The 298-nt window shown below is 44.0% G+C and carries 1 protein-coding gene; it reads left to right on the top strand.

Annotated elements, in window-relative coordinates:
* Nucleotides 1–298: hypothetical protein (locus HMPREF3057_RS05280; RefSeq protein WP_142350345.1), on the top strand; the 298-nt coding region annotated here is incomplete at both ends.

Genomic DNA, 298 nt, shown 5'->3' with positions numbered 1-298 from the left:
CCAAGCGGTGGTGAAAGAAGTAGTTCCAACTTCAACGAATGCCACTTCAAATGGTATCCAAGGTCAACTGCAAAAAGGTACCCCAACCTTCATAGAAGGAAATCCGGTTGTTCCAATTGATGATACGAAACCAATGACTTTCGAAGATGGACAGTCAACGAAGACAGTTTCAGGTGTAGGTGAATACAGCATCAATTCAGATGGCTCTATTACCTTCACTCCAGACAAGAAATATGTTGGTACTCCAGCTCCAATAACGGTTAGACGGGTAGATAAGAATGGCACCCCAGTTACTGCG

This window comes from Streptococcus sp. HMSC072D05, from assembly GCF_001815805.1.
Lineage (GTDB): Bacteria > Bacillota > Bacilli > Lactobacillales > Streptococcaceae > Streptococcus.
The sequence above is the reverse complement of the archived record's forward strand: the minus strand, read 5'-3'. Positions and strand labels throughout refer to the sequence as shown.